We start from the raw sequence: 26,415 nt of genomic DNA, 5'->3' as shown, positions 1-26,415 counted from the left end.
AGTCTGACACCGGACCGCGTCCCGTCGCGTGTCGGGGCGCTGCCGCGGTGACCATTAGGCTTCCACCATGCCCGATGCCAGCACCGAAAGCCGCTCGGAGATGCCCAGCGAGTCGACGCAGACGTACAGCTTTCTCGGGCCGTCCGGCACCTTCACCGAGGCCGCGCTCGCGCAGGTTCCCGAAGCGCAGGGCAAGCCGTGGCGTGCGGTCAACAATGTCGGCGAGGCGCTCGACGATGTGGTCACTGGCCGCAGCGTCGCGGCGATGATCGCGATCGAGAACTCGATCGAGGGCGGCGTCTCCGCCACCCAGGATGCCCTCGCGCGCATCCCAGAGCTGCGGATCATCGGCGAGTACCTGGTGCCGGTCGGATTCGTCATGGTCGGGCGGCCGGGAACGAAGCTGGCGGACGTGAAGACCGTGGCGGCGCATCCGGTCGCGTACGGACAGTGCAAGGAGTGGCTCGGCGCGCACCTGCCGGCGCACGACTACATGCCTGCCTCGAGCAACGTGACGGCAGCGATCTCGCTGTTGGAGACGGATGCCTCGGGCATCCCGATCAGTCCCGCCGACGCGGCGATCGCCCCGCCGGCGATCGTCGATCACCACGACCTCGAGCTGCTGGCCGAGAACATCATCGACAACCCGAACGCGGTGACGCGGTTCGCGCTCGTCAGCCGCACGCGGAGCATCCCGGAGCCGACCGGCGCCGACAAGACGAGCCTCATCGTGGAGCTGCCTTCCGACCAGTCCGGAACGCTGGTCGAGATGCTCGAGCAGTTCTCCACGCGTGGCGTGAACCTCAGCCTGATCGAGTCGCGGCCCATCGGCGACGAGCTCGGGCGGTACCGGTTCGTCATCGACGCCGACGGCCACGTGAAGGACGAACGGGTGGCGGATGCCCTGCTCGGCCTGTTCCGGTTCAGCCCGAACATCAACTTCCTGGGCTCGTATCCGCGTGCCGACCGTGTTCCGGTCGACTACGACCCGCGCTACGCGGACGCCGTGTTCATCGAGGCGCGCGACTGGCTGCGTGGCCTGATCGGCGGCGAGCCGGAGGCCTGAACGCCTCTACCCTGGAGCGATGGATGACCGCTACCGCTTCTCGTGCAACACCGCTGAGGTCGACCGGGAGCTCGTGCATCGCTGGCTGAGCGAGCAGTCGTACTGGGCGCAAGGGCGGCAGCGGTCCGTTCAGGATGCCGCGATCGACGCATCGCGCAACTACGGCGTCTTCGACGACGAGTCAGGTGACCAGGTCGCGTACGCGCGCGTGGTGACCGACGGCGTCACGTTCGCCTGGCTGTGCGACGTGTTCGTCGATCCGTCCGCGCGCGGGCGCGGAGTGGGCGTGAGCCTCATCGAGGGTGTGGTCGCCGACCTGGAACCGCTCGGGCTGAAGCGCATCGCGCTGGCCACAGGCGACGCGCACGGCCTGTACGCGAAGTTCGGTTTCGAGCCGCTCGCCGAACCGTGGAAGTGGATGGCCCGGCAGGGCTGAGCAGGATTACTCGTTCAGGTCGCAGTTTCTGTCGCTGTGTCTCGCCAGAGCCGACAAAAAGTGCGACCTGAACGAGCGATGGTGCGCCGCCTCAGCCGGCGGGGACGCGCACCACGAGAGCTCCAGCATCCGCCCAGAAGTGCGCACCGACGACGTCGCCGAAACCGTCGCCGTCGAGCTCGACCGGCTCGGCCCCCTCCACCTCGACGTGGATCGACGACCCGCGCAGGTAGCTGAGCATGCTCGCCTTGTCGGATCCGGTGAAGCGGATGATCTGCCGCCCGAACGCGGAGCGCCGCAGCACCCGGTTCTCCCACGTCACCTTGCGCCAGATAGCCAGCCACCCGAAGATCGTGCGCGGCTGAACGAGCGCGATGTCGAGCTCGCCGTCATCGAGGCTGGCGTCGGGCATCAGTTCCATGTTGCCCGGCAGCACGCCGCAGTTGCCGGCGAGGATCGTGCTCACGTGTGCTGAGTGCGCCTGCTGCCCGGGCAGCCGGTAGTGGATGTGCAGCTTCTTCTTGCCCAGTGAACGCAGGCCGCCGTCCACGTAGGCCAGCCATCCCACCTTCTTCTTCAGCACCGAGCTCGTCTTCGCGAACATCGCCGCGTCGATTCCGATGCCCGCCATCACGAGAAATACGTGATCGCTGGATGCCCCGTTGTCGCGAGTGAGTTCGGCGACGCCGACGTCGATGGGCTTGTCGGTGCCTGTGAGGGCGATGCGAACGGATGCCTGCAGGTCCGAGTAAGGGAGTCCGAGATTGCGCGCGAGGAGGTTGCCGGTGCCGAGGGCGATGATGCCCATCGGCACCCCGCTACCGCGCAGCCCGCCCGCTACGGCGCGAATCGTGCCGTCCCCGCCGGCGGCCAGGACGAGGTCGACGCCGTCGCTCAGTGCGCGCCTGGTGAGGCCGTGCCCTGAGTCGTCGACCGTCGTCTCCAGCCACGCCGGCTCCGCCCACCCGGGCTCGCCCGCAGCGGATGCCACCTCTCGGGCCTGCACCAGCGCTGATGCCACCGCCTTGCGCAGCGCCTTCACGTCTGCCTTGGTCGGGTTGTAGACGACCGCGGTGCGGCGCAGAGGAAAGGCGTCTGAGACATCGACATCGGTAGCGTCCGGGGACGGCCCGGCGGACGCGGGATCGGATGCTGCTGCGACCGGATCGCTCACCCACACCACGCTACCGACTGCATCGTTCCGATGTTCAAGGCGCTGTGAACGGCTGACGAGCTCATTGCGCGGGGACCGTCCATGGGCTATTAATTAACCCGGCGGCTGAATAATTAGCCAGCGCGCTCAAGGAGGAGAAGTCGCATGAAAGGTCTCGTGGCCGCGATCGTCGTCGGTGTCTTGAGCGTCGGCGCGTTGTCGGCGCCAGCCGGGCCATCAAAGGTGACGCATCGTTCGACGTCCGTTGCCGCTGCGCAGGCGTCCCGGACCGACCACGAACGCACGGTGACGTTTACGGACACGCACGAGGTTCTCCACGGCAATCCGTACACCGGCACCGCCTTCGACATCAACAGCCCAAAGCCGGCCGACGCGGCGGGTTACACCTTCAGCAACGATCCCGCGATCACCGATTTCATCGATGGTCGCAAACGCATCCCCGATGATGCGGACATCGTTCGTGTTCAGATCGCGTGGTCCGATTTCGAGCCGAGGGCGAACAAATTCTCCTGGGGCAGGTTCGATAGGTTCATGAGAAGGGTCGATCAGCAAGGGAAGACCGCCGAGATCCAGTTGCTGATGTCTGACGCCCCCGACGTGAAGAACGACCCGGGTGTCTTTCCCTACCAGTACCCGCCTGCCTGGCTCTTCGACGTGGAGAAGGCTCCCTATCGGCTCGCACAGTACAACGGGAAGTACTACTCGAAGCAGCCGCTGTACTACAGCCCCATCTACTTGAGCGCGTTGTCGAAGGCGGTGCACGCGTTCGCGAAGCGCTACGACGGGAACAGAGGGATTGCCTGGGTCGATCTGCGTGCGTTCTCGCTATTCGGCGAGTGGTCCGGTTGGAACGACGCCTTGAACTTCCCGTGGCCGGATGATGCGACACGCACCACCACGCTCCACAAGATCCTGGGGATATACAGCGACTCGTTCCGCAAGTCCATGGTGATGATGGAGAACCCCGGCGCCAACGTGGTTCCAACGGATACGGATGCAGACACCCAGGCCAAGAGATTCACCGCCTTCGCCTATGACGTCGCGGCGGAGAACAAGAACTGGGGCTTCCGATCCGACACCGTGAACAGTGCGTTCGCGTGGATGCAGTACGACACGACCAGCGAGAGTTCGTACATCAATCGTCTGGAGCGCCGCGATCACATCCAGGTGTCGGAGGGCTCGAACTGGAACAGCAGCATCATGCTCAACAATCCTCGGCTCGTGGTCAAGAACGCTATCGAGGCGTATCACTCGAATCTGCAGGGCATCAACAACACGAGCTTCGCCGACTGGGACGCGATGAAGAAGGCCTACGGTGAATGGTTCACCACCCTCGCGCGATACTCCGGATATCGGTTCGTGATGCAAAGGGCGACGTACACCGATAGCGTGAAGCCCGGTGGCAGGTTGAACCTCGCGGGCGTGTGGACCAACAACGGCGCCGGCTTCAGCCCGAAGAAGTACCCGCTGAAGGTGTACCTCCTCGATCCTTCGAATGGCCGTGTGGCGTGGAGCGGCACCGACTCCACGGTCGATCAGACGAAGTGGTTCAAGGGAGATGCGGACCAGGTGCGCTCTTCGTTCACGCTGCCGCGCAGTGTGCGCCCCGGCTCATACACACTCGCCGTCGCGATGGTCGACTCGACCGGAATGCCACGCATCGAGCTGGCGATGCCGGACGGTAAGAACAAGATCTATCCCGTCGGATCGGTGATGGTCACGGCGTCCGCTCCCGATGCGGTCGTTCCGCCAGCGCAGTTCCAGTTCCGCGTGGAGAACGAGGACTACACCGCGGCGCAGGGTGCATACGGCGTCGAGCCTCCCGCCGAAGGGGGCTTCGGCGCCCTCTACATGGGACAGGCCGGGGATTGGGCCGAGTACAACAACGTGACGGTGCCCGTGACAGGCACGTATCGGACCGAGTTCCGAGTATCCGCATCGCAGGGCGACCATTTCCACGTGCTGGTGGACGGCAAGGATGCCGTGGGCTCGGTCGCCACTCCCGACACCGGCGGCTACAACGTCTACAGCACGATCGAGCGGGAGCTCCCGCTGACGCAGGGACGGCACACGATCCGTGTCGTGCGGGATGACGGCAGCTGGTTCTTCATGAACTGGATGCGCTTCACGCTGGCGAATCCCGATGAGTTCACCATTCAGGCGGAATCGGCGACGGATCAGAGCGGGACCTGGTTGAAGGCTCTCGACGACATCGACGACGACGGGACGCCGGGCGTCTCGGTGATCGATTCGGGGGACTGGCTGAGCTACGAGAACGTCGATGTCGCTGCAAGCGCGACGTATCTCATGCAGTTCAGGTACTCGACGACCAACAGCGATCCTCTCTCGTTCCGCCTCGAGGTCGACGGCAGGGACGCGACAGGTGCATTGACGCTCGATCCCACCGGTGGCGTGACCAACGCGAAGACGGCCAACTTCTTCGTGCCGCTCGCTGCAGGCACCCACGCCCTCAAGGTCGTCTGGATCTCGGCGGAGTCGAACATCGTCTGGAACTGGATGCGCTTCGACCGGCAGGGCGGCTATCACGCGACGATCGCCGCGCCTGACTACAACATGCAGTGGAATCTGGCCAAGGAATACAGCTGGGACGGCCCCGACACCGGAGTTGTCGCCGGCACGTACCACGACGACGGCAAGGCGGTCACTGCGGTTGGCAGCATCGACCAGCAGGACTACCTGCGTTACGAGAACATCTACGTCCCGTACACGGGGTACTACAAACTCGATCTGCGTGTCGCATCAGATGAGGCTCAGCAGCTTCAGTTCGACGTCGACGGCGATGCGACGACTGTCAACGTGCCCGACACAGGAGGGGACGGGCACTTCCAGAACGTGTCCGCCTGGGTTGAGATGACCTCGGGCATTCACAACGTGCGGTTCATCGGAGAGAGCCCGCGGACGGGTACCGGGGTGCTTTTCGAGAACTTCGGTCTCACCGCCACAACCGATGTGCTGAAGGCGGTGGCGGCAGCGGGTCCGACGTCGATGTCGGTCGGCGACACGGATAAGCTCACCGCGACCGCGATCAGCATGGACGGCTCGCGGAAGACCGTCACCGACGGCGTGACCTACTCCTCGTCAGACCCGTCGGTGGCCACGGTCGACTCGGACGGGACCGTCACCGCGAAGGGCTGGGGCACGGCGACTCTTTCTGTAGACCTCGACGGACTGACCTCTGGTGTGACGCTCACCGTCACCGACCCCAACGTCACCCTCAGTACGGTCAACGATACGGATTCGGCGATCACCTACTCGGGCACTTGGGGGACGGACAGCCACCGCGGTCTAGGAGACTTCGGCGATGACGTGCACTACTCGACGTCCGCGGGCGACTACGCGGAGTACACGTTCACGGGCACCGGCATCGCATTCCTCACCGAGCGCTACACCGACATGGGCAGCGTGGACATCGCGATCGACGGGGCGAAGAAGGCAACCGTCAACTGCTTCGGTTCACTGAGGGCGGCGCAACAGCCGGTGTTCGTCGTCAGAGACCTCGCGCCGGGCACGCACACCATTCGAGTGACCAACGACGATACATATGCCAGCGATGGACGTATCGCGATCGTGGATGCCTTCATCGTCCAACAGCCGAAGACGTCGTAAAAGGACGAGCGCTGCAGATCCGGCGACGGTCCATCACCGGATCTGCAGCACTCCGTATTCGTCGGCGGCGCCCGGCCACTTCGACGGATGCACATCGGCACGCGGAAGACTGTCGCCGCTCGCCGCCGCCGCATGGAGTAATTCACGCACGGTAGTTGCGGCGTATCCGACAGCGCCGGTGATGGATGCACGCTCGCGCAGCATGGAAGGAAGGATCGGTGGTGCGGGCCGTGCGATGCAGAGAGCCTCGACCCGCCGCCGCAGCGGTTCCAGGAAGACCTCACCGGCGCGAACGTTCCCACCGCCCACCACGACGATTTCCGGGTCTACGGTGAGGACGAGCGCGGCCACCCCGATGGCGATGTCTTCGCTGAACCGCCGCACAGCGGCCAGGGCAGACACGCTGCCCTTCGCTGCGGCGTCGAACACCGCTTCGCGGTCGACGAGCGAGCCGTCTTCCAATTGGACGCCGTGCAGGTGTCTCTGCGCCGTCTCCCATCCCACTTCATGGATCGCGCCGATCTCGCCAGCGGCTCCGTTGGAGCCGCGGAAGAGTGATCCGTTGATGACCAATCCGCTCCCCGTTCGGTTACCCGAGTGGATGTAGACGAGATCGGAGGCCTCGGCGGCGCTGCCCTTCCACGCCTCCGCGAAGGCGGCAAGGTTCGAATCGTTCTCGACCACGATGCGGCAGTCGAAGTCGGCGCCCAGGATTTCCTTCGCATTCACGCCCGCCCAGCCGACTGGGCCGCGCGTGATCACATCCTGGTAAACGACGGCCGGAAGTGAGACTCCGATGGCCCACACCGAGGATCGCTCGCGCTTGTTGTCGGCGAGCAGGCGATCGGCGAGAGCCACCGCTGAGGCCAGCACGTCGAGCGGGCCGTCCTGCTCGGTAGCCGGGGTGTCTGCGGCGGCGAAGACCTCTCCGTTCAGGTCGGCGAGCTCAGTGCGCACCGTGTGGCGGCCGATGTCGATGCCCAGAACGACGGCGGCCTCGGCCTTGAAGCGGTATCGAATGGCCGGTCGACCCGCGCCGGTGGGCGTGAGCGGATCGACCGGAACCACCCAGCCCAGTTGGACGAGGTGGGATATCAGCGAGTCGGTGGAGGTCTTCGACAGCCCCGTCGCTTTCGCGGTGACCGGTATGGTCAGCGCCTCCTCGCGGATCGCTTCGATGACCGCAAGCGTATTAAGGCGGCGCAGCCGCGACTGATCGCCTGCGTTGTGCAGCAGTGTCTGCCCGCGATCGAGGAGGACGTTCATGGCTTCACCTTAGGAGAAATAATTAAAACAGAAACTGTGTATATAATCTCAACACGGGCACAGCAGCCCGGTCAGGATCATTGAAGATCACAGAAGATTGGGACCTCCCATGCGCAAGCGCAAAATCGCCGCAACGGTTGCCGCGGCACTCGCTGTCACCCTCACCCTTGCCGGCTGTGGAACGAAGATGCAGTCCAACAGCGAAGGCGCTGCTTCGAAGACGCCCCTCGTCTATTGGAGTGCGTGGGCATCCGGCACTCCGCAGGCCAAGCTGTTCGGCAGCATCATCAAGGATTACGAGACCAAGACCGGGCAGAAGGTCGACGTGCAGTGGCTCGGCAATGCCGAAGAGACCCAGGTGAAGAACGCCATCGCGACCGGGTCCGGCCCTGACATCTTCGACTCCGCAATCGACCACACGCCAGAATTCCGCCAAGCCGGCGCGCTCGGCAACATGTCGGCCATCTTCAACACGGAGATCCCCGGCGAGAACAAGACCATCAAGCAGGTTCTCCCAGCGAGCGTGCTGAAAGCCATCTCCGACGACAAAGGGTACGGTTTCGTGCCGCACACGGTCTTTTCCGAGGGCCTCTGGTACGACGCCACCGTCGATCCGGGGTTCGCGAAGAAGCCCCCGGCGACGTTCGACGACTTCCTCGCCCTGGCACAGAAGCAGAAGCAGCAGACGGGCAAGCAGCCGATCGCGCTCGACGGCACGGTCGATTCCTACAACGCGTTCTGGATCTTCCAGCTCATGCTGGCCACAGGAGGCCCTGGCACACTCGCCAGCCTTTCGAAGAGCGCCTCGGCCTGGGACAAGCCCGCCGTCCGCGAGGCGGCCGTCGAGCTTGAGAAGCTCGTCTCCGACGACCTCTTCGAGGCCGACTACATGGCGACGAAGTACCCGGCTGCTCAGAACGCGTGGGCCAACGGAGACCACCTGTACAACCTGAACGGCACCTGGCTGGCCAGCGAGACCGCGCCGGCAAAGAGTGCAAACCAGAGGCCCATGGTGATGGCTTTCCCGCCCACGACGGCAGGCAAGCCCAGCGTCGTCACGATCGGCGCTCTCGGTTGGGCGGCGAATCCGAAGTCGAAGAAGCAAGCGCAGATCGCACAGTTCCTCGCCTTCGCCATGCAGAAGAAGTACGACGACCGCATCGCGACCGATGCCGGCAACATTCCGTCCCGAAGCGACTCCCCGGCACCGACGTCATTGGCCGGGATCAAGAAGAGCATCGACACGACGAAGACGATCAGCTACGACTTCGACGGCGTAGCGACCAGCGCCCCGCAGTGGTGGACCGACATCTTCATGCCACTCGACGACAAGTTCATCGGCGGCTCGTTGAGCGTCGACCAGTTCCTCGCTCAGGGCAAGGCGCAGACAGCCGCTTTGTTGAAGCAGTAGCACAGCATGGCCATCGCACGAGACTCAACGACTGCCGAAGCCGGGAGCCTTCTCAGCGGCGAGGCGCCGGGATCCTTTCTCGCGGATCGATCCCGGCCCTCGGACCGACGGCGCGTCGGGGGCGCTCTCCAACGGGAGCGACGGCGAATGTACCTGCCGCTTCTCCTGCCGGCACTGATCGTCTACGTTGTTCTGTTCATCGGTCCGGCCGTGTTCGGCATGGCGCTCAGCTTCGCATCTTGGGCAGGCTTGGGTTCGCCCTTCCGGTGGGTGGGAGTCAAGAACTACCTGAACATGCTTTCGAGCCCGGTCTTTCTCTCATCGTTCTGGAACACGCTCGTTCTGACGGCCGTCGTCGGAGCCGCGATCTTCGTGATCGCGTGCGGGGCCATGATCGTGCTGCGTACGACCAAAGGACACGGCTTCATCCGCTCAGCGATCTTCGTGCCGTTCATCATCTCTCCGATCGCCATCGGCTTGTCCGTGTCGTTCTTGTTCAACCCGCAAGGGCTGATCAACACGGCGCTGGGCGCGCTGGGCCTGAACGGGCTGCAACGGCCTTGGCTCGCGCCGGACGACATCCTGCAGGTGATCATGCTCGGGCTCACCTGGAGTGCGGCCGGGTTCTACGTCGTGCTGCTCATGTCAGCCGTTGACGGCATTCCGGCCAGCTTCTACGAAGCCGCGCAGATCGAGGGGGCGAACCTCCTTCAGCAGTTCCGGAACATCACGCTCCCGCTCACGCGCGACATGGTCTCGGTCGCGGCCGTGCTCTGGGTCATCGCCGGCATCAAGACATTCGAGATCATCATCGCCTTCACGGGCACGGCGGGGGACCCGCCCCTGCAGGCGCGCGCTCTCGCCGTCGAGCAGTATCTGCGCGTCACAGGCGGACATGGCGGCGGCATTCCGCAGCTCGGGTCCGCGGCCGCCATCGGCGTGATCATGACCGCCATCACGATCGTTCTGATTCTGCTCTCTCGTCGGATCTCTCGACGCGAACCTCTGGAGATGTGACGTGGATGCTGTCATCAAAGCCGGCCGGCCATCGCTCTCCTCGGCACTCAGCACCTTCGTGTCCTTCGCGCTGAAGGCGTCGCTGTGGCTGTGGGTGGCGATCAACATCGCCATGCTGGCCTGGATCTTCCTCAACTCGGTGAAGTCATCCAGGGACATCTTCGCCGATCCCATCGGGCTGCCGACCACGTGGCATTGGGACAACTTCTGGAGGACGCTCAACAACTCGGGCCTCGGCATTGCCGCCCTCAACACCGTCGTGCTCGTCGTGGTGTCAGTGGCGATCATCATGCTGCTGAGCGTGCCGGCGGCGTATGCGCTCGCACGGCTCGGGGGCCGTTCGGCCGGTCCGATCGTCTCGCTGTTCTCGGCGGGCATGAGCGTTCCGTTCCAAGCCTTCGCCGTGCCGATGGTGCTCATCAGCGTGGGGCTCTCGCGGTTCATGGTCGAGTGGGTCACGGGTGCCTGGGATCCCCGGATCACGGTGGCGATCTTCTATGTCGCCATGAGCCTGCCGTTCAGCGTGTTCGTTCTCGTCGGGTACTTCAGATCGTTGCCCTCGGAGCTGGAGGAGGCGAGCGCCCTCGACGGCGCGGGTCCGTTCCGCACATTCCGCACGATCATGGTGCCGTTGGCCAAATCGGGCATCGTCACAGTCACCGTGCTGAACGTGCTCGGGCTTTGGAACGAGACGATGATCGTGCTCCTGCTGGTTCCGAATCAGGGCATGCAGACGCTCAACGTCGCCCTGCTCAACTTCTACTCCGACATGCAGTACACCTCCGACTGGGGCGGGCTGTTCGCCGGGATCGTCATCGTCGTTGCCCCGATGGTGCTCCTCTACTTCTGGGTCGGCCGCCGCGTCGTCAGCGGGATGACGGAAGGCATCGGCAAGTGATCCGCCTCAGCCCGCTCGCTTCTCCTGACGAAAGGAACTCACCGCCGATGAATCGGACAGTTGGCCTCATCGGGGCCGGCGGCATCGCCAACGCCCATCTTCCCGCGTGGCTCGATCTGGGACTCGACGTGCTCGTGTACTCGGTGGCCGACGACGCCTCCGCTCTGATCGAGCGGCACGGTGGCGGCACGGTGGCCGAGAGCCTCGACGACGTGCTCGACGGCGCGGATATCGTCGACATCTGCGCGCCCACCCAGGTGCATTCCTCGCTGGCCCGCGCCGCACTGGAGCGGGGACTTCCGACGGTCTGCGAGAAGCCTCTGGCGCGAACGCTCACCGAGGCTGAAGACTTGGCGGACGGATTCGCCAAGGCGGGCGTCCCTTTGTTCCCGGCGCACGTCGTTCGATACTTTCCCGATTACGTCGCCCTGCGGAATGCTGTGGAAGACGGCGCGCTCGGCGAGGTCGGAGTGCAGCGGTTCACCCGGCAGGGCCGAAGCCCGAAGAACGGTTGGTACCTCGACTCGTCGCAGTCGGGCGGTGTGCTGCTGGACCTGATGATCCACGACATCGACATCGCTCGATGGATCGCGGGCGATGTCACCCGGGTGTTCGCACGAACGCGTTCGTACAGGGGCAACGAGAGCACGCAGGCGTTCCTCACCCACGCATCCGGAGCCGTCTCCCAGCTGACGGCGACCTGGACAACGGCTCCGATCGAGTTCCGCACGAGATTCGACGTATCAGGGTCGCGTGGGACTCTGCGATCCGATTCCGCAGCCAAACCCGGTTACTCCCATGTCGGTCTGCCTGCCCTGGCCGACGACATCCTGCCGAGCTTCGATGCTGCGACGAGTCCGTACCGGGCAGAACTGGCGGACTTCGTCCGCTCGGTCGACGACGGCACTGAGACGCGAGTGACCGCGCATGACGGCGTCGAGGCGATCCGCATTGCCGAGGCGGTAGCGCGTTCCGCCGCATCTGGTCGCTCCGTCGCGCTTTCCGAAAACGAAGAGGTGGCTGCGGCATGAAGGTCGCCATTCTGTCCCTGGCACACACGCACTCACTGGAGTACATCGCCGCGCTTCAGCAGCACTCAAACGTCGAACTCGTCGCAACGGACCCCGACCGCTTTGACGACGGGCTTGAGGTGCGCGGTCCGCGGCTTGCTGAATCGCTCGGGGTCGACTATCTCGACTCGTACGAGGATGTCTGGGCCTGGCACCCCGATGCTGTCGTCGTGTGCACGGAGAACGTTCGCCACCGAGACCTGGTGCTACGTGCTGCTGAGGAGCGCGTACACGTTCTCTGCGAGAAGCCGTTGGCGACGGCGGTCGAGGATGCGGCTGCCATGCTTGCGGCGGCCGAGCGGGCGGGAATCGTTCTGATGACAGCTCTCCCCGTACGCTCCTCAACTGCCTATTCGCAACTGCGGTCTGCCGTTCGACGTGGCGACCTGGGAGAGATCGTGTCGGTGAACGCAACGAACTGCGGCAGCATCCCCACGGTGCGGTCCTGGTTCACCGATCCATCCCTGAGCGGCGGAGGCGCCGTGACTGACCACGTTGTGCACGCCGCTGACCTGATCGACGATCTGCTCGGGGAGTCCCCGAGTGATGTCTATGCGATCGCGAACGACATACCGGGTGACGCCGAGGCGGCTGTCGAAACTGCCGGGCTCATCTCACTGTGCTACCCGAGCGGCGTGATCGCCTCGATTGACTGCTCGTGGTCGCGACCCGCCGGCTCGGCCGATACCGGCGACCTGGTCACCCTATCCGTCATCGGTACGTCTGGTGCAGCAGAGATCGCGCCGTTCTCCTCGATCATCGAGGGCTGGAACGACCGCGGCGCGCTCACCTTCGGCTACGGAGAGTCGCTCGACGGGCGTCTCATCGGTTCGTTTGTCGAGGCAGTAGCGCGGAACAATCGGAACGCGCAGCCCGACGGTCGCGTCGGCCTGGCCGGTGTCGCGCTCATCGACGCCGCGTACCGCTCGATCGAAACCGGCGAGCCTGCGAAGCTGTCGCCCTTGGCGAGGTGATGCCTCAAGCACGCACCGGTAAGGCGCGCGCGTTGCAACGCGTTGTCACGCACAGTTCTCCGACAGACGCCACCGCGGATGTCGCGTGGTTCGTCCACGGCCGATTCGGCATGTTCATCCACTGGGGGCTGTATTCGCTCGGCGCAAGGCACGAGTGGTTGATGAGTCGTGAGCGGATGTCTGTACCCGACTACGAGCGGTACGCGTCGCACTTCGACCCGGATCAGTTCGACGCCAGGGCTTGGGCTGGAGCGGCGAAAGCGGCGGGCATGAGATACGTGGTGCTGACCACGAAGCACCATGACGGGTTCTGCCTCTGGAATTCAGCGCTGACCGACTACACGGTGATGCACACGCCGTTCGGCCGAGACGTGGTGGCCGAGTTCGTCGAAGCCGCCCGGGAGGCGGGACTCAAGGTCGGTCTCTATCACTCGTTAGTCGACTGGCACCATCCGGACTTCACTGTGGATGGGCGTCATCCGTTGCGGGACGAGCCCGCTGTCGCTGCGCTGAATGCGGGACGCGAGATGGAGCGGTACCGCCGATATCTGCACGGACAGATTCGCGAGCTGCTCACCGGTTACGGGCGCATCGACTACCTGTTCTTCGACTTCTCCTATGGGGAAGACACGGTTCCATCGGTCTGGGGCGGCAAGGGCGCTACCGACTGGCGTGCCGAGGAGCTTCTGGGGATGGTGCGGGAGCTTCAGCCGGGCATCCTGGTGAACGATCGCCTCGGCATTCCAGGCGACTTCGTCACGCCCGAGCAGTACCAGCCGGATGGCCCGATGGAGATCGATGGTCTGCCCGTGCTGTGGGAGGCGTGCCAGACGCTGAACGGGAGCTGGGGGTATGACCGCGACAACACCGACCGCAAGTCGTCCGACCTGCTCGTGCGGATGCTCATCGACGGAGTCTCCAAGAACGGCAACCTGCTGCTGAACGTTGGGCCGAACGGCCGCGGGGCGTTCGACGCCGGCACAACGGAGTCGCTTCAAGGCCTCGGCGAATGGATGCGGCTGCACGCACGATCGATCTACGGTGCGGGCGCGAGTTCGTTCAGCCCGCCCGCGGACGTGCGCTACACGCAACGCGAGGGCCGGCTCTATGCGCATCTTTTCGCGTGGCCGTTCGAGAGCCTGCATCTGCCAGGGCTGGCGGGACGAGTCGAGTACGCCCAACTGCTCAACGACGCCAGCGAGTTGAAGACGCGCGTCATCGCGTCGGACACGGTGGCGAACAATCTCACTCAGGGCGGACAACCCGAGGGTACCCTTACCATCACTCTGCCGGTCCACCGTCCGGATGTCGCCGTGCCGGTGGTCGAGCTCTTCCTGCGCTAAGGACGGACGCTCCCCAGCGCGCACATATCGCGGCGTGCCGCTCACGGGCTCCATCGCCTCGGCTGAGCGAGCGAGCTCGCTCAGCTCTCGACTCAGTCGCCCATAGAATTGAGCGATGATCGATCCCGTCCTTCTGCGCGAGAACCCCGACCTCATCAGGCGTTCGCAGGAGGCACGGGGGGAGTCTCCGGAGACCGTGGACGCCGCGCTCGCCGCCGACGCGGCACGGCGTGCGGCGATCACCGAATACGAGTCTCTGCGAGCCGAGCAGAACGCATTCGGCAAGCGTGTGGCATCCGCTCCGAAGGATGAGAAGAAGGAGCTCGTCGCGCAGGCGCAGCAGCTCGCGGCGCGGGTGAAGGAGGCGCAGGCGCAGGCATCCGCTGCCGAGGAGCGCTTCGATGACGCCGTTCGGCGCATCGGCAACGTGATCGTCGATGGTGTTCCGGCCGGCGGCGAGGATGACTTCGTCACGCTGCGCGAGGTGGGCACGATTCCGACCTTCGACTTCGAGCCGCGCGACCATCTCGAGCTCGGCGAGAAGCTCGACGCGATCGACATGGCCCGGGGCGCCAAGGTGAGCGGCGCCCGCTTCTACTTTCTGAAGGGCGTCGGCGCGCGGCTGGAGATCGCGCTGATGAACTACGCGCTCGACGTCGCGCTGCAGAACGGGTTCACGCCCATGATCACGCCCACCCTGGTCAAGCCGGAGGTGATGCAGGGCACCGGATTCCTCGGCGCTCACGCCGACGAGGTCTACCACCTCGGAACCGACGACCTGTACCTCACCGGCACCAGCGAGGTCGCCCTCGCCGGCTACCACGCCGACGAGATCATCGACCTTGCCGACGGACCGCTGCGCTACGCGGGCTGGTCGACGTGCTACCGGCGCGAGGCCGGAAGCGGCGGCAAGGACACGCGCGGCATCATCCGGGTGCACCAGTTCAACAAGCTCGAGATGTTCGTCTACACGACCGAAGAGGATGCCCAGGAGGAGCACCTGCACCTGCTCGCGTTGCAGGAGCAGCTGCTCCAGTCCCTCGGCCTGGCGTACCGTGTGATCGATACCGCTGCAGGCGACCTCGGATCCAGCGCCGCCCGCAAGTACGACGTGGAGGCCTGGGTGCCGACGCAGGGGCGGTACCGCGAGCTGACGTCCACATCGAACTGCACCACGTTCCAGGCGCGGCGCCTGCAGATCAGGTACCGCACCGACAGCGGCAAGACCACCCCGGCGGCGACCCTGAACGGCACACTGGCCACGACGCGCTGGATCGTCGCCCTGCTCGAAACGCACCAGCAGTCCGACGGTTCCGTGACGGTTCCCGAGGTGCTGCGGCCGTACCTCGGCGGGCTCGACGTGCTGCGGCCGGTCGCCGCATGACCCGCGAGCGATCTGCGGTCGGCAAGGATCTCGAAGCGGAACATTCGTCGTCCGAGGCGCAGGCATCCGACCGCCTGCTCGTCGCGCTCGACGTCGACGGAACGCTGCTGCACGAAGACGGGTCCGCATCCGATGCGGTGAAGGATGCCGTGCTCGCGGCCATCGAAGCCGGTCACGAGGTGACGCTGGCGACAGGTCGCAGCTGGGAGACCGCCCGCGATGTGCTGGCGGAGTTCGCCATGACCCCCGAGTACGTCGTGTGCTCGAACGGCGCCGTTATCATGCAGCGCGACGGGGACGGATACCGGCGCGCGCTCGTGGAGACGTTCGACGCCCGGCCGGTGCTGGAGCTGGTGCACGGGTTCCTCCCTGAGGGCAGCTACATGGTCGAGGAGGCCGACGGCACGCGGCAGTACACGGAGGGCATGGACTCCTCCGGCTGGACGCTCGGGTCGGCGGACCCGGTGCCGTTCGAGCAGCTCGCGCGCGAGCCCGTCAGCCGTGTCGTGGTCGTGTCGCCGTCGCACGATGCCGAAGAGTTCCTCGGCATCGTCGAGCAGATGGGGCTGCGCAAGGTCACCTACGCGGTCGGCTGGGCCGCGTGGCTCGACATCGCACCAGAGGGTGTGAGCAAGGGCAGCGCGCTTGCCCGGGTGCTCGACCGGCTGGGACTGCCGACGGATGCCCTGCTCGTCGTCGGCGATGGACGCAACGACATCGAGATGTTCCGTCTGGCACGATCCGGCGGGGGGCGCGCGGTCTCGATGGGTCAGGCGCCCGACGAGGTGAAGGCCGAGGCCGACGAGGTGACCGGCACGGTGGATGACGACGGGCTTGCCGAGGTGCTGTTCTCGGTGGCTGCGAGCCGCGCGCTCTGAGTGCGGCCGAAGGGGCGCGAGATTGCCCGGGGCCCCCGGGGAAGGCCGTAATCACCTACGGTCTCGGCTGAGTGTGCAGTCTCGCGCGCATTGAGGTCGGTGCGACGCGACGAGGGTTGACTGACGTCGGTACCAGGGACAGAATCGTGAACGGCTACCTTAATACGTATTGGTAGGCGGCGACACATTCACTCCCCACGATTTGATCCGAGGGCCGATGTTGTCAGTACCAATACGTATCAATAGGCCATCAGGACGATGCCGTCTGGACGTCGGCATCCTTCAGAGAGGAAGGCACCTTCGTCATGACGAGTTCTCCCCAACACGCGCCGCGGAAGCGGCGATCCGGTCCACTCGGGCCGTGGCGGCGCACGCGCCGCCGCATCGCCGCACTCGCCGCGACCGCAGTCGTCGGCGCCCTGGCGATCACCGGGCTCACCGCGACCGCCGGCTCCGCGGCCACGCCGCCTTCGTATCAAGAGCCGTATCGCCCCCAGTACCACTTCAGCCTCCCGACCGGATGGATGGGCGACCCGAATGGCCTCGTCTACAAGGACGGCCTGTACTACCTGTTCAGCTACGGCACGTGGAAGGGTGCCGTGAGCAAGGACCTCGTGCACTGGAAGAACATCCCGGTCACCGGTCCCGCTCCCGACCCGGGCAGCAGCGCGTTCTTCTCCGGAAGCGCGGTCGTCGACACGAATAACACGAGCGGGTTCGGAACGCGCAAGAACCCGCCGATGGTCGCCGTCTACACGAGCGTGCAGCAGGGCACGAACATCCAGTCGCAAGACATCGCGTACAGCACGGATGACGGCCGCACATGGACGCGGTATGCCGGCGATCCCGTGATCGACATCCAGTCCGTGAACTTCCGCGATCCGAAGGTGTTCTGGTATGAGCCGGGTCACGAGTGGATGATGGTGGTCGCCCTCAGCGATCAGTACAAGACCGCGTTCTATACCTCGCCCGACCTCAAGACGTGGAAGCAGGTGGGCACGTTCGGCCCTGCCGGCGCCACCACGGGTGTGTGGGAGATGCCCGACCTCTACCAGCTGCCCGTGGACGGGAACCGGCACAACCAGAAGTGGGTGCTCAGCGTCAGCGTCGGCAGCACGGGCGTGCAGTACTTCGTCGGCGACTTCAACGGCTCGAGCTTCACGCCCGACGGGCCGGCGACATACACGCCGCCGGCCGGAACCGCGCTCGATGACTTCGAATCCGGCAGCTACGGCGACTGGACGACCACCGGGAGCGCGTTCGGCACCGCACCCTCGCCCGGTGCACTGCCCAACCAGCAGTCGATCACCGGGAACCCGGGAACATACGTCGCGAACAGCTTTAACGGCGGCGACGCTTCAACCGGCTCCCTCACCTCGCCCGCCTTCACCATCGACAAGCCGTATCTGAACTTCCTGGTCGGCGGCGGGAACAACCCTTACGTGCCGAACGCGGCGCCATTCGGCACTCTGCCGGCCGGAACCGTCTTCACCGACTTCTCGGGGACGAGCTACGACCCGGGATGGACGACGAGCGGATCGTTCGTCGGCACCGGCCCCAGTCACGAGCAGCTGGGCAACCAGGTGAGCTCGGGCGTGCTCGACACGTGGGGGCCGGACGGCGATCCCGGGCAAGGCGCGATCACCTCGCCGACGTTCACCGTCGACAGCCCGTACATCGATCTGCAGACGGCCGGCGGTGAGCATCCGATGAGCCAGGCGAACCCGACGGCGGTGAACCTCCTGGTCGGCGGAAAGGTCGTCGCCAGCGCGACGGGAAACAACTCGGGCACGCTCGCCTGGACGAACTGGGACACCAGCTCGTATCAGGGGCAGCAGGCGCAGATCCAGGTCGTCGATCAGAACGACGGCTCGCAAGGCTGGGGCCACCTGATGGTCGGCGACATCGTCTTCGCCACGCAGCAGGCGCCCGCGTGGGACACGCAGACATCCGTGAACCTGGTCGTGAACGGCCAGGTGGTGCGCTCGTCCACCGGCGCGAACAGCGAGAATCTCGACTGGGCCTCGTGGAACCTGAAGGATCTGCAGGGGCAGCAGGCTCGGATCGAGGTCGTCGACCACGCCACCGGGGGTTGGGGGCATGTGCTCGCCGACGACTTCACCCTCGCCGACCAGCCCGCGCTGAACCAGCTGCAGCGTGCCCACTGGGTCGACTACGGCGCGGACTTCTATGCGGAGAACACCTGGAATGACGCACCGCACGGTCAGCGCGTCGACATCGCCTGGATGAGCAACTGGGCGTACGCGTCGAACGTGCCGACCTCGCCGTGGCAGGGAGCCGAGTCGTTCCCGCGCACCGTCTCGCTGCAGACGATCGGCGGCCAGGTGCAACTCGTGCAGCAGCCGGTCGACCGTCTCGACTCGCTGCGCACCGGACCGGTCCGCACGGTGCGCAACCTGCGCGTCTCCGACACGACGACCCCGCTGAAGGCGACCGGGGACGAGCTGGAGATCCAGGCGCAGTTGAGCGCAGGAACGGCATCGTCGTTCGGCCTGAACGTGCGCGCCGGAGCCGGTCAGTACACGCAGATCGGATACGACACGACGACCGGCGAGCTCTACGTCGACCGCGGCAAGTCGGGCGACACGAGCTTCAGCTCGGCGTTCAACGGCCGCAACTCGGCGCCGCTGCCGCTGGATGCGAACGGGTCGCTGAGCCTGCGCATCCTCGTCGACGCGTCATCGGTCGAGGTCTTCTCCGGCGATGGCACGCGGGTGCTGACGGAGCAGATCTTCCCGGATGCCTCCAGCACGGGAGTCAGCGCGTTCGCCACGGGCGGCACGGCGACGGTCGACTCGCTGAAGGCCTGGAATCTCAAGTCGGTCTGGACCGACGAGGCAGGAGGAACGCAGCCGTAGACCGTGCCATCGGCGCGTGATGTACGTGATGTAGTCTTACATCATGCTTCGCACGCAAATATCGCTCACGGTCGAGGAGCGGCGACTCCTCGACCGTGAAGCGGCACGCACGGGGCGTTCGATCTCCGCACTCATCCGCGATGCCGTGACGTGGAGATACGGGCCGTCAACAGACGCCGAGGCCGATCTTCGCGCCATCGACGGCGCAGCCGGTGCATGGAAGGCACGCGCACTCGACGGAGGAGAGTACGTAGAGCGCGTTCGTTCCGGTCGACGATTGCGGGACGCGGCCCAGCCATGACGGTTGTGGTCGATACCTCGGTACTCATCGACGTTCTCCGAGGGGATCGGGAAGCGGTGCGAGTGCTCCGCGAATCGCGTGAGGCCGGTGTGCTGCACTCCAGCGAGATCGTCAAGCTGGAAGTTCTGGCGGGCATGCGCCCGTCCGAGGAGGCGGCGACGCGCAGGCTGCTCGGCGCCGTCACGTGGCATGCGCTGGACGAGGAGGTTGCCGAGATCGCAGGCGAACTCGGGAGGAAGTGGCTTCCTCGCAACCGCGGCATCGATTCTGCAGACCTCGCGATCGCTGCAACAACGATCGCGCTAGACGCGCAACTGCTCACAAGGAACGTCAAGCACTTCCCGATGTTCGCTGACTTGTCGACGCCGTACTGATGACGTAGCCAGCGCACTGCGACGTCGAGGCGGGGTCAGATCGAAGCCACCTGCCGGGCGTAAGCGCGTGCTCGGATGCCTCGTCACGAACGAGCCCTCGGCGCCGCCAGCGAACCGCGCGGCACATACGTGCACGGGATGAGGCGGGTGCCCGTAGGCTCCTCGTCGGCGAGCAGCAGTTCCCCCGCCGCCAACCCCATCTGAAGGTGCGGAAGAGCCACGGTCGCCAGCGGCGGATGCAGCTGGTCGGCGATGTCGGGCTGGTCGTCGAATCCCACGATGCTGACGTCGCGAGGGCAGTCGAGCCCTGCGGCGTGCGCGGCCATGAGCGCGCCGACCGCCATGCGATCGTTGCCGCAGATCAGGGCGGTCGGCTGGTCTTCCCCGATCACCTTCAGAGCCAGGTCGAAGCCGGAGTGCACCTGGAAATCCCCGTGCTCACGACGGATGCTCCGGGGATCGATGCCGGCGTCGCGCGCGGCATCCGCAAGCCCGCGTTCGCGCTCCTTGCACGCGTAGTCGTCGGCCGGACCGCCGAGGTATGCCACACGCCGGTGCCCCGCCGCGAAGGTCGCGGCGGCCGCATCGCGCCCGCCCTGATACTCGTCGGCGAGGATCTGAGGCGCACCCTTCACGTTGTCGGCCCAGCAGTTCACGAAGATCGTGCGCACGTCGCTTTCGGTCGCCGCCGCATGGATCGGCTCGGGGCCCGGAGCGGCGTAGATCAGGCCGGCGACTCCCTGGGCGACGAGGTTCTGCACCGCGGCGTCGACGGCGTCGGCCGACTCGGAGGTCTCGACCACGAAGCACACGTAGCCGGCAGGCTGCACCGCCTGCTGCACGCCGAGCACGATCTGACCGGCATAGGGCTGGGAGACGATGCGATTGGCGATGACTCCCACCGTGTAGGACTTGTTCGACCGCAGCGCCCTCGCGGCGCGATTGGGCTGGAAGTTCAGGTCCTTGGCCGCCTGCAAGACGCGTGCGCGAGTCTCGTCGGCGACGGACACGTCCCGCCGGTCGTTGAGCACGAACGACACCGTGGGTTGCGAGACGCCGGCGCGCTTGGCGACGTCTTTCATCGTGACGCGACGTTGCTCGGTGCCGGCCGCCTGCCCGGCGTCCGCTCGCGACCGGGGGCGATTCTCGTGGTCGGGCATCCTCGCTCCTTCTCGTCGCGTGGCGGAGTGAACTGTCATCGCGTTGCTCTGCCATGCCTCGCGACGTAACCATCTTGTCACGAAACCAATACGTATTGCTATTGCGACTCGCCTGGGGTTATGCTGCTCGGGCAAATACGTATTGGTAAATGTCGTTACCGCGGCCGACACCGATACGACGACTCGAAACGTACCGCCCACCATCCGAACCCAGAACACGAACACCCTCGAACAGAACCCTCGAACAAACGCTCAGAGAGGAGCGAACTATGACCGGCAGCTTCGGCCCGACCATGGATCGTCGCACGCTACTGAAGCTCGGCGGAGCCGGGCTGGCCATGACCGGGCTGGCATCTTTGGCCGCCTGCTCATCGACCGGAGGCGGTGGAGGCGGCAAGAACGCCTCGGCCACGCTCAAGATGCTCTACTTCGGGCAGCAGAGCGCGGCGAACACGCTGCAGAAGGCGTTGCAGCCGCAGATCAAGAAGATCGACAAGAACGCCACCCTCGAGATCACCGGAATCAACGGCACCGACTGGAACGACTTCATCGCCAAGGTGCTCACGCAGATCGCCGCAGGCTCCGCTCCCGATCTGGTGAGCGTGGCGACCGAGGGCCTGCAGCAGATGGCCGCCAAGCAGATGATCGTGCCGCTCGACGACTACGTCACCAAAGACATGAGCGCGCTGAAGAGCTACTTCGACGACGTGCATCCCACACTCGTCGAATCGATGATGTACCAGGGGCACCTGTACGAGCTCACCGACAGCTTCAACGCAGGCAGCATGTTCTACAGCACCGGCCTGTACTCCAAGGCAGGGCTTGCTGCGCCGTCGGCGCAGTGGACGATGGATGACTTCCACAACAACGCGCAGAAGCTCGCCGCGCTCGGGTCGAACACCAACGCCTTCGACTGGGTCGTGCGGCTGTGGGGAAGCTGGACCTCGTTCCTCTACGCCAACGACGGCAACCTGCTCACCGAAGGCAAGTACTCCGGCGGGGACTGGCTGTGGAAGAAGGCCTACGCGAACAACCCGCTGGCCAAGGGCCGCGGCGGCGGATGGAAGTGGGGCGCACCGACCGCGAACTCCGCCGCTGCCGTCGAGGCGCTCGAGTACGTGATCGAGCTGCAGAAGGCCAACCTGTCGCCTTCGCCCGACGTGGGAGGCGGTGGAACTCTGCAGGGTCTGTTCGCGTCGGGCCGCATCGGAATGACGATCGGCGGCGGCTTCTGGGCGGGCGGCCTGCACAACGCCGGCATGAAGACCGGATCGTTCGACGTGGCGCCCTTCCCGACGTGGAAGAGCAACAAGTCCCTGTTCGGCGCAGCCGGCTACGGCATCTTCAACACCTCGAAGAACAAGGACCTCGCCTGGGAGGTCGTGAAGATGCTGGTCGAACCGGAGACGTTCGGCCTGGTCTACCCGGGCAACGTGACGACCCCTGCTCGCAAGTCGCTCATGACGGCCGACCGCTACAAGAGCACGGGCCCGGAGCACTGGTCTGTGTTCTGGGATCAGCTGAACGGGTCGGTGCCGATCTCCGCCCCGCCGTACTACCAGGCGCTCGCCACCTCGCTCAACCAGCGCACGACGCAGGCCGTGTCGAGCGGCAACGCGAAGGCGGCCCTCGACGGCATGCAGTCCGACCTCGAGAAGGCCCAGGCGAACTCCTGATGACCGCCACAGCGGAAAGCACGCGGGAGATCGCGCGCATGTCCGCCTCCCACCGTTCCTCCCGCCGCCCAGGTGCGCGGCGGGAGGCCCGGCGGCAGGCGACGTTCGGCTACCTGATGATCGGACTGGCGGTGGTGTTCGTCGCCGTCTTCACGCTCATCCCGATCCTCGTGTCGCTCGGGCTCTCGTTCTTCTCATGGGACGTCATCACCCCGCCGCAGTTCGTCGGACTCAAGAACTTCACGAGGCTGTTCTCCGACGACCAGGTGCTGTCGTCGTTCGGCGTCACGATCCTGCTGGCAATCGGCATCGTCATCCTGCAGATCGGCCTCGGCCTGCTTCTGGCGGTGCTCGTCAACAACCGAAAGCACAAGTGGACGAAGGCGTTGTTCCGCACGACGTTCTACCTGCCGCTGCTGGCGTCCTCCGCCGCGGTCTCGATCTTCATGGGGTACTTGTTCGACGCCAAGTTCGGGCTCATCAACTACTACCTGGGTCAGCTCGGACTTCCCGCCGTACCGTGGCTGGTGAACCCGGCGACGGCGCAGATCACGATGATCGTCATCGTCGTGTGGCAGCAGGTGGGGTTCACGTTCGTGTTGTTCGTGGCATCCCTCACGTCTGTGCCGACCGACGTGCTCGAGGCGGCGGCGATCGACGGCGCAGGACCATGGCGCACGCTGTTCCGCATCAAGGTCCCGCTGATCAGTCCGACCATCCTGTTCGCGACGGTCGTGGCGATGATCAACGCGATGCAACTGTTCGACCAGCCGTTCATCATGACCAAGGGTGGGCCAGGCACGGCGACCACGACGGCGACCATCTCGATGTACCAGACCGGATTCCAGAACCTGCAGTTCGGTTACGCGTCGGCCATCGCCATTCTGCTGCTGGTGATCATCCTGCTGATCACGGGCATCCAATTCCTCGCTGCCCGAAAGCTGGTGTTCTACCAATGACGACGCTCGAAGCCTCCAGCACTGCCCGCATCGCCGGGCGTCGCCGGCGCCCCATCGTGAAGGTGGGCAGCGTCGCCGGGATGATCGTGCTCATCGTCGGCGCGATCTTCGCGTTCGGTCCGCTGTTGTGGACGCTCAGCACGTCGCTCCGCACGCCCGCCGCGGCGTTCTCGAACCCGCCGCAGTGGATTCCGACGGACTGGGACTTCGGCAACTACGTCGCCGTGTTCAACCAGATCCCGATCGGTCAGTTCTTCGTGAACAGTGTGATCGTGACCGTGCTCATCGTGGTCGGGCAAACCATCACGTGCACGCTGTCGGGCTACGCGTTCGCGATGGTCTCGTTCCCGGGCAAGAACACCATCTTCGCCGTGTTCCTCGCCACCATGATGGTGCCGCTGCAGACGATCATCATCCCGGTGTTCATCATCGTCAGGATGCTCGGCCTCAGCGACTCGCTCAGCGCACTGATCATCCCGGCGTTGGGCAGCGCGTTCGGCACGTTCCTCATGCGGCAGTACTTCATGCAGATGCCGCGGGAGCTCGGCGAGGCCGCCCGCATCGACGGCGCCACCCAGTTCGGCGTGTTCTGGCACGTCTACGCGCGCATGGCGACCCCCGCGATCGCGACATTGGCCATCCTGAACTTCTCCGGCTTCTGGGCGGAGTTCTACCGGCCGCTGATCTTCCTCAACTCGCAGGATCACTTCACGCTGCCGCTCGGCCTCGTGGGGCTGCAGGGCAACCTCGGAACCGGGTCGATCTCGATCGTGCTGGCCGGCGTCATCCTCGCCATGATCCCGAGCGTTCTGCTGTTCGTCTTCGCCCAGCGCTACTTCATCGAGGGCGTGACAGCGGGCTCGTTCCGCTAGTCGCCCTCGGTACCGCTCACACCCACCACACCCGCTAGGAGTCTGCGCTGATGGCCGACCGGCATCCGCATCACCGCCCGCTGTTCCACATCAGTCCGCCGCGCGGATATCTCAACGATCCGAACGGACCGGTCGAGCTGGACGGCGTGCTCCATCTGTACTACCAGTCGCGGGCACTCGCCGACATGGCGGTGCCGGTGGAGTGGGGGCACGCGACGACGGACGACCTCGTGCACTGGAGGTTGCACCGCCCGGCCATGAGCCCGCTTCCCGGTGGCCTCGACTCGGAAGGCTGCTGGTCGGGCAACACCGTGGTCGACGGCGACCGGGTTCGTGCGTACTACTCCGGGCACGTGCACGGGCGAGCTCTTGAGCACATCGTCACCGCCCTGAGCGATGAGAACGGCACGAACTTCGGGCCTCCGACCCGGCTGCTCGACGATCCAGACGCGGGAGAGGGCATCCGCATGTTCCGCGACCCGTTCGTGTGGACGGATGCCGACGGCTGGCACATGGCGGTCGGTGCGGTCGCCGAGGGCGGGCTGGCGGCGATCCGCCACTACGTGTCGCGCGACGGGCTGGACTGGAGCTACGACGGGCATCTGGCCGAGTTGCAGCGCACCCGCATCGAGGACGGGGCTCGGCCCATCGATACCGGCGAGGGCTGGGAGTGTCCGCAGGTGGTGCGGGTGGCTGGACGCGAGGTGGCTGTGGTCTGCTCGTGGTCGTTCGCTGACGGCCCCGACGGCGTGCTCGCGTTCGCGATCGATGGGACGCCCGAACCTCGACGCGTCGACGACGGACACGACTTCTACGCGCCTTCTGTGCTGCGCGAGAGCTCGTACGGGCCGCTTCTCTTCGGCTGGATCATGGAGGGCCGCGACCCGGCATGGTGGCAACAGGAGGGCTGGTCGGGTGCGATCGCTCTGCCGCGCCACGTGTGGCTCGCTCGGGATGCCGCCGGGGTCGACCGGCTGTGCACCGAGCCTCATGCCGCACTCGTCGAACTGCGATGCGGGGATGCCCGTGCTGCTCAGGGCGCAGCGCTCGCCGCTCAGTCGGAACTGGTGGTCCCCGCCGGGGTCGGCGGTCGCATCCGCTTGCGTTTCGCCGCCGACGAGTGGGTCGATATCGACTTGGACCCGCAACGCGGAACGGTGACGATCGACACGGACCATGCCAGCACGGATGCCCGTGCGCGCGGCGGTCGTGTCGTCGCCTCCGACGCCTTCGACGAGGCATCCGGCCGTCCTGCACTGCGAGTCTTCCTCGACGGTTCGGTGATCGAGGCGTTCACGAGCGCCGGACGTTCGCTCACGACCCGCGCGTATCCGCTCAGCGGATCGGGCTGGAGTGTCGAGGCGCCGGACGGCGTGCTGATCTGGAGTCTGACGGCGGCAGTGACCATCGGGGAACCGGCGCCGGCGGTAGCTGCGCTGGAGTGACTGCCGCGAACCGACCGCCGAGACGGCGGTCGGCGCTGGCGTCGCGGCAAAGGCCAGAAATGGCCTTTGCTTTTAGCTCCAGCGCGCAAGGGACTTTGTTACCCTCGGTCCTTGAGTGCTTCGGTCGACTTGGAGCACTCCTCGCCCCCGACCCGCTGCGGTGAACGCGATGCGTGCCCCGTGACATCGAAGATTCCATGACTGC

21 protein-coding genes are annotated in these 26,415 nt (G+C 65.6%); 18 read left to right on the top strand and 3 right to left on the bottom strand.

The window, feature by feature from the left end; genetic code table 11:
* The first annotated feature begins 67 nt into the window (after positions 1 to 67).
* Both pheA and ACYVII_RS11345 read left to right on the top strand, forming a co-directional pair.
* Positions 68 to 1,066, top strand: a complete 999-nt coding sequence (gene pheA / locus ACYVII_RS11350) for a prephenate dehydratase (protein WP_460535011.1) — start codon at positions 68 to 70, stop codon at positions 1,064 to 1,066.
* A gap of 19 nt (positions 1,067 to 1,085) precedes the next feature.
* On the top strand, positions 1,086 to 1,502 hold the full coding sequence (locus ACYVII_RS11345) for a GNAT family N-acetyltransferase (protein WP_460535008.1): 417 nt from the start codon (positions 1,086 to 1,088) through the stop codon (positions 1,500 to 1,502).
* A 91-nt stretch (positions 1,503 to 1,593) separates the two neighbouring features.
* On the opposite strand, the gene ACYVII_RS11340 is transcribed toward ACYVII_RS11345, so the two are convergent.
* On the bottom strand, positions 1,594 to 2,676 hold the full coding sequence (locus tag ACYVII_RS11340; RefSeq protein WP_460535006.1) for a diacylglycerol/lipid kinase family protein: 1,083 nt from the start codon (positions 2,674 to 2,676) through the stop codon (positions 1,594 to 1,596).
* A 144-nt stretch (positions 2,677 to 2,820) separates the two neighbouring features.
* On the opposite strand from ACYVII_RS11340, the gene ACYVII_RS11335 reads away from it, so the two are divergent.
* Positions 2,821 to 6,303, top strand: a complete 3,483-nt coding sequence (locus ACYVII_RS11335) for a carbohydrate-binding protein (protein WP_460535003.1) — start codon at positions 2,821 to 2,823, stop codon at positions 6,301 to 6,303.
* A gap of 33 nt (positions 6,304 to 6,336) precedes the next feature.
* Here the strand turns inward: ACYVII_RS11335 and ACYVII_RS11330 are convergent, their stop codons facing one another.
* Positions 6,337 to 7,569, bottom strand: a complete 1,233-nt coding sequence (locus ACYVII_RS11330; protein WP_460535000.1) for an ROK family protein — start codon at positions 7,567 to 7,569, stop codon at positions 6,337 to 6,339.
* Positions 7,570 to 7,678: 109 nt separating this feature from the next.
* On the opposite strand from ACYVII_RS11330, the gene ACYVII_RS11325 reads away from it, so the two are divergent.
* From ACYVII_RS11325 to ACYVII_RS11275, 11 genes are all read left to right on the top strand, one after another.
* The gene (locus tag ACYVII_RS11325; RefSeq protein WP_460534998.1) at positions 7,679 to 8,980 is read left to right on the top strand and encodes an ABC transporter substrate-binding protein; all 1,302 of its coding nucleotides are present in this window, start codon (positions 7,679 to 7,681) and stop codon (positions 8,978 to 8,980) included.
* A gap of 147 nt (positions 8,981 to 9,127) precedes the next feature.
* Positions 9,128 to 9,997 (top strand): carbohydrate ABC transporter permease, encoded by an 870-nt coding sequence (locus ACYVII_RS11320; protein WP_460534996.1) that lies wholly within the window; start codon positions 9,128 to 9,130, stop codon positions 9,995 to 9,997.
* A gap of 1 nt (position 9,998) precedes the next feature.
* Positions 9,999 to 10,895, top strand: a complete 897-nt coding sequence (locus ACYVII_RS11315) for a carbohydrate ABC transporter permease (RefSeq protein WP_460534994.1) — start codon at positions 9,999 to 10,001, stop codon at positions 10,893 to 10,895.
* 47 nt (positions 10,896 to 10,942) lie between these two features.
* Entirely contained in the window at positions 10,943 to 11,926 is a 984-nt protein-coding gene (locus ACYVII_RS11310; protein WP_460534992.1) for a Gfo/Idh/MocA family protein, read from the top strand.
* Positions 11,923 to 12,939 (top strand): Gfo/Idh/MocA family protein, encoded by a 1,017-nt coding sequence (locus ACYVII_RS11305; protein WP_460534990.1) that lies wholly within the window; start codon positions 11,923 to 11,925, stop codon positions 12,937 to 12,939. Before ACYVII_RS11310 ends, ACYVII_RS11305 begins: the two co-directional genes overlap by 4 nt.
* Positions 12,939 to 14,282 carry an alpha-L-fucosidase gene (locus tag ACYVII_RS11300; RefSeq protein ID WP_460534988.1) on the top strand — a complete coding sequence of 448 codons (1,344 nt, stop codon included), beginning with the start codon at positions 12,939 to 12,941 and terminating at the stop codon, positions 14,280 to 14,282. The genes ACYVII_RS11305 and ACYVII_RS11300 overlap by 1 nt, the downstream gene beginning before the upstream one ends.
* A gap of 115 nt (positions 14,283 to 14,397) precedes the next feature.
* A complete protein-coding gene (gene serS / locus ACYVII_RS11295; RefSeq protein ID WP_460534986.1) occupies positions 14,398 to 15,666 on the top strand; it encodes a serine--tRNA ligase in 1,269 nt (422 codons plus the stop codon).
* Positions 15,663 to 16,544, top strand: a complete 882-nt coding sequence (locus ACYVII_RS11290) for an HAD family hydrolase (protein WP_460534984.1) — start codon at positions 15,663 to 15,665, stop codon at positions 16,542 to 16,544. Before serS ends, ACYVII_RS11290 begins: the two co-directional genes overlap by 4 nt.
* A gap of 305 nt (positions 16,545 to 16,849) precedes the next feature.
* The gene (locus tag ACYVII_RS11285; protein WP_460534981.1) at positions 16,850 to 19,423 is read left to right on the top strand and encodes a GH32 C-terminal domain-containing protein; all 2,574 of its coding nucleotides are present in this window, start codon (positions 16,850 to 16,852) and stop codon (positions 19,421 to 19,423) included.
* Between the two features lie 43 nt (positions 19,424 to 19,466).
* Positions 19,467 to 19,724: a ribbon-helix-helix protein, CopG family gene (locus ACYVII_RS11280; RefSeq protein ID WP_460534979.1), complete on the top strand. Its 258-nt coding sequence runs from the start codon at positions 19,467 to 19,469 to the stop codon at positions 19,722 to 19,724.
* Entirely contained in the window at positions 19,721 to 20,098 is a 378-nt protein-coding gene (locus tag ACYVII_RS11275; protein WP_460534977.1) for a type II toxin-antitoxin system VapC family toxin, read from the top strand. Before ACYVII_RS11280 ends, ACYVII_RS11275 begins: the two co-directional genes overlap by 4 nt.
* Before the next feature lie 83 nt (positions 20,099 to 20,181).
* On the opposite strand, the gene ACYVII_RS11270 is transcribed toward ACYVII_RS11275, so the two are convergent.
* Positions 20,182 to 21,258, bottom strand: a complete 1,077-nt coding sequence (locus tag ACYVII_RS11270; RefSeq protein ID WP_460534975.1) for a LacI family DNA-binding transcriptional regulator — start codon at positions 21,256 to 21,258, stop codon at positions 20,182 to 20,184.
* Between the two features lie 269 nt (positions 21,259 to 21,527).
* On the opposite strand from ACYVII_RS11270, the gene ACYVII_RS11265 reads away from it, so the two are divergent.
* From ACYVII_RS11265 to ACYVII_RS11250, 4 genes are read left to right on the top strand one after another with little or no spacing between them, the layout of a single operon-like run.
* On the top strand, positions 21,528 to 22,934 hold the full coding sequence (locus ACYVII_RS11265; protein WP_460534973.1) for an ABC transporter substrate-binding protein: 1,407 nt from the start codon (positions 21,528 to 21,530) through the stop codon (positions 22,932 to 22,934).
* Positions 22,934 to 23,893, top strand: coding sequence for a carbohydrate ABC transporter permease (locus tag ACYVII_RS11260; RefSeq protein ID WP_460534971.1), 960 nt, complete (start codon positions 22,934 to 22,936; stop codon positions 23,891 to 23,893). Before ACYVII_RS11265 ends, ACYVII_RS11260 begins: the two co-directional genes overlap by 1 nt.
* Positions 23,890 to 24,765 (top strand): carbohydrate ABC transporter permease, encoded by an 876-nt coding sequence (locus ACYVII_RS11255; RefSeq protein ID WP_460534970.1) that lies wholly within the window; start codon positions 23,890 to 23,892, stop codon positions 24,763 to 24,765. The genes ACYVII_RS11260 and ACYVII_RS11255 overlap by 4 nt, the downstream gene beginning before the upstream one ends.
* 50 nt (positions 24,766 to 24,815) lie before the next feature.
* Positions 24,816 to 26,210: a glycoside hydrolase family 32 protein gene (locus ACYVII_RS11250; RefSeq protein ID WP_460534968.1), complete on the top strand. Its 1,395-nt coding sequence runs from the start codon at positions 24,816 to 24,818 to the stop codon at positions 26,208 to 26,210.
* The last annotated feature ends 205 nt before the right edge of the window (positions 26,211 to 26,415 follow it).

Source organism: Humibacter ginsengiterrae (genome assembly GCF_054780115.1).
The sequence above is the reverse complement of the archived record's forward strand: the minus strand, read 5'-3'. Positions and strand labels throughout refer to the sequence as shown.

What these genes read in the sequence shown, in the direction of transcription:
- pheA (WP_460535011.1), top strand. Translation starts at nt 68, where the DNA reads ATGCCCGATGCCAGCACCGAAAGCCGCTCGGAGATGCCCAGCGAGTCG.
- ACYVII_RS11345 (WP_460535008.1), top strand. Translation starts at nt 1,086, where the DNA reads ATGGATGACCGCTACCGCTTCTCGTGCAACACCGCTGAGGTCGACCGG.
- ACYVII_RS11335 (WP_460535003.1), top strand. Translation starts at nt 2,821, where the DNA reads ATGAAAGGTCTCGTGGCCGCGATCGTCGTCGGTGTCTTGAGCGTCGGC.
- ACYVII_RS11330 (WP_460535000.1), bottom strand. Translation starts at nt 7,569, where the DNA reads ATGAACGTCCTCCTCGATCGCGGGCAGACACTGCTGCACAACGCAGGC.
- ACYVII_RS11325 (WP_460534998.1), top strand. Translation starts at nt 7,679, where the DNA reads ATGCGCAAGCGCAAAATCGCCGCAACGGTTGCCGCGGCACTCGCTGTC.
- ACYVII_RS11320 (WP_460534996.1), top strand. Translation starts at nt 9,128, where the DNA reads ATGTACCTGCCGCTTCTCCTGCCGGCACTGATCGTCTACGTTGTTCTG.
- ACYVII_RS11310 (WP_460534992.1), top strand. Translation starts at nt 10,943, where the DNA reads ATGAATCGGACAGTTGGCCTCATCGGGGCCGGCGGCATCGCCAACGCC.
- ACYVII_RS11305 (WP_460534990.1), top strand. Translation starts at nt 11,923, where the DNA reads ATGAAGGTCGCCATTCTGTCCCTGGCACACACGCACTCACTGGAGTAC.
- ACYVII_RS11300 (WP_460534988.1), top strand. Translation starts at nt 12,939, where the DNA reads ATGCCTCAAGCACGCACCGGTAAGGCGCGCGCGTTGCAACGCGTTGTC.
- serS (WP_460534986.1), top strand. Translation starts at nt 14,398, where the DNA reads ATGATCGATCCCGTCCTTCTGCGCGAGAACCCCGACCTCATCAGGCGT.
- ACYVII_RS11290 (WP_460534984.1), top strand. Translation starts at nt 15,663, where the DNA reads ATGACCCGCGAGCGATCTGCGGTCGGCAAGGATCTCGAAGCGGAACAT.
- ACYVII_RS11285 (WP_460534981.1), top strand. Translation starts at nt 16,850, where the DNA reads ATGACGAGTTCTCCCCAACACGCGCCGCGGAAGCGGCGATCCGGTCCA.
- ACYVII_RS11280 (WP_460534979.1), top strand. Translation starts at nt 19,467, where the DNA reads ATGCTTCGCACGCAAATATCGCTCACGGTCGAGGAGCGGCGACTCCTC.
- ACYVII_RS11275 (WP_460534977.1), top strand. Translation starts at nt 19,721, where the DNA reads ATGACGGTTGTGGTCGATACCTCGGTACTCATCGACGTTCTCCGAGGG.
- ACYVII_RS11270 (WP_460534975.1), bottom strand. Translation starts at nt 21,258, where the DNA reads ATGCCCGACCACGAGAATCGCCCCCGGTCGCGAGCGGACGCCGGGCAG.
- ACYVII_RS11265 (WP_460534973.1), top strand. Translation starts at nt 21,528, where the DNA reads ATGACCGGCAGCTTCGGCCCGACCATGGATCGTCGCACGCTACTGAAG.
- ACYVII_RS11260 (WP_460534971.1), top strand. Translation starts at nt 22,934, where the DNA reads ATGACCGCCACAGCGGAAAGCACGCGGGAGATCGCGCGCATGTCCGCC.
- ACYVII_RS11255 (WP_460534970.1), top strand. Translation starts at nt 23,890, where the DNA reads ATGACGACGCTCGAAGCCTCCAGCACTGCCCGCATCGCCGGGCGTCGC.
- ACYVII_RS11250 (WP_460534968.1), top strand. Translation starts at nt 24,816, where the DNA reads ATGGCCGACCGGCATCCGCATCACCGCCCGCTGTTCCACATCAGTCCG.